Source organism: Streptomyces pathocidini, assembly GCF_001418495.1.
GTDB classification, from domain to species: domain Bacteria; phylum Actinomycetota; class Actinomycetes; order Streptomycetales; family Streptomycetaceae; genus Streptomyces; species Streptomyces pathocidini.
Genome location: NZ_LIQY01000524.1, coordinates 1 through 1,348, shown reverse-complemented (window position 1 = coordinate 1,348; position 1,348 = coordinate 1). Strand labels below are relative to the sequence as shown.

Below are 1,348 nucleotides of genomic sequence, written 5' to 3'. Positions count from 1 at the left end.
CTGATCACGATCTCGTACGTGCTGAAGGAGCTGGCCGAGGACGCGCGCCGGGCGGTCGTCGAGGAGGCGGCGCGGGCCGGGGAGGCCGTGGTGGTGGTCGAGCCCGGTACGCCCGACGGGTACCAGCGGATCATCCAGGCGCGGGAGCGGCTGGTGGCCGCGGGGCTGCGGGTGGTCGCGCCGTGCCCGCACAGTGCGGCGTGCCCGATCGAACCGGGCGCGGACTGGTGCCACTTCGCGGCCCGGGTGGCCCGCTCTTCCCTCCACCGGCAGGTGAAGGGAGGGTCGCTGCCGTACGAGGACGAGAAGTTCAGCTACGTCGCGGCCGTCCGCGGGCCGCTCCCCCCGGAGCCGCCCGCGGCCCGCATCGTCCGCCGCCCCCAACTCCGCAAGGGCCAGGTCCTCCTGAACCTGTGCACCCCGGAGGGCACCCTGACCCGGACCACGGTCACAAAGCGCAACCGCGAGGACTACCGGGACGCGCGGGACGCAACCTGGGGAGACAAGTGGCCTCCCGCCGGACTGGAACCTCGTAGGGGTTGAGCCGAGCTCGGCGCCACCGGACTCCACGGCAGTGGTTGCTCGCTGTCACGGCGGGAGAGGTTTTCCCGCGCGACCGGGAGCGCCCCGCCGCGGAGCCCTGCCTCGGCGGCAAGGCCTTCCCCGGGCGGGTCCCACCTGGCGGGAAATCTTCCCGCCAGGCGCGGCGAGCAATCGGTACGGCGGCGCTCGGCGCTGCCGAGTTCGCCGCGGCCGAGTGCAACTCCCCTTAAGCGAGACGAAGTTCGAGCGTGGCGCACTTGACGCTGCCGCCGCCCTTGAGGAGTTCTGAGAGGTCGATGCCGATCGGCTCGTAGCCGCGGTCGCGCAAGGGGGCGAAGAGGCCCGCGGCGGGCTGAGGGAGGAGGACGTGGAGGCCGTCGGAGACGGCGTTCAGGCCCAGTGACGCCGCGTCCGCCTCCTCGGCGATCAGCGCGTCCGGGAAGAGCCTGGCCAGGACGGCCCGGCTGCCGGGGGAGAACGCGGGCGGGTAGTACATGATCTCGTCCCCGCCCAGCACGCTCAGCGCCGTGTCGAGGTGGTAGTAGCGCGGGTCCACCAGGTCGAGGCCGATCACCGGGCGTCCGAAGAACTCCTGCGCCTCCGGGTGCGAGAGCGGGCTGCTGCGGAAGCCGCGCCCGGCCAGCAGCCAGGTGTCGGTCACCGCGAAGTCCCCCTCGCCCTCGTTGATATGGAGCGGCTCCTGCACCTCGGTCCACCCGTTCTCGCGGAACCATGCCCGGTGGATCGCGGCCTCGGCCGCCCGCTGCGGGTGGGCGAAGCGGGCGCCGAGCACCCGCCCGTCCAC

At 73.3% G+C, this 1,348-nt stretch carries 2 protein-coding genes; one reads left to right on the top strand and one right to left on the bottom strand.

Going from position 1 to position 1,348, the window contains the following annotated elements; all coding sequences use genetic code 11:
• On the top strand, positions 1 to 543 hold a 543-nt coding region (locus AOK16_RS21825; protein ID WP_240483690.1), incomplete at its 5' end, for a small ribosomal subunit Rsm22 family protein.
• Positions 544 to 769: 226 nt separating this feature from the next.
• On the opposite strand, the gene AOK16_RS21820 is transcribed toward AOK16_RS21825, so the two are convergent.
• Positions 770 to 1,348, bottom strand: a 579-nt coding sequence (locus AOK16_RS21820; protein WP_055473882.1) for a dimethylarginine dimethylaminohydrolase family protein, incomplete at its 5' end; no start/stop codon positions are given.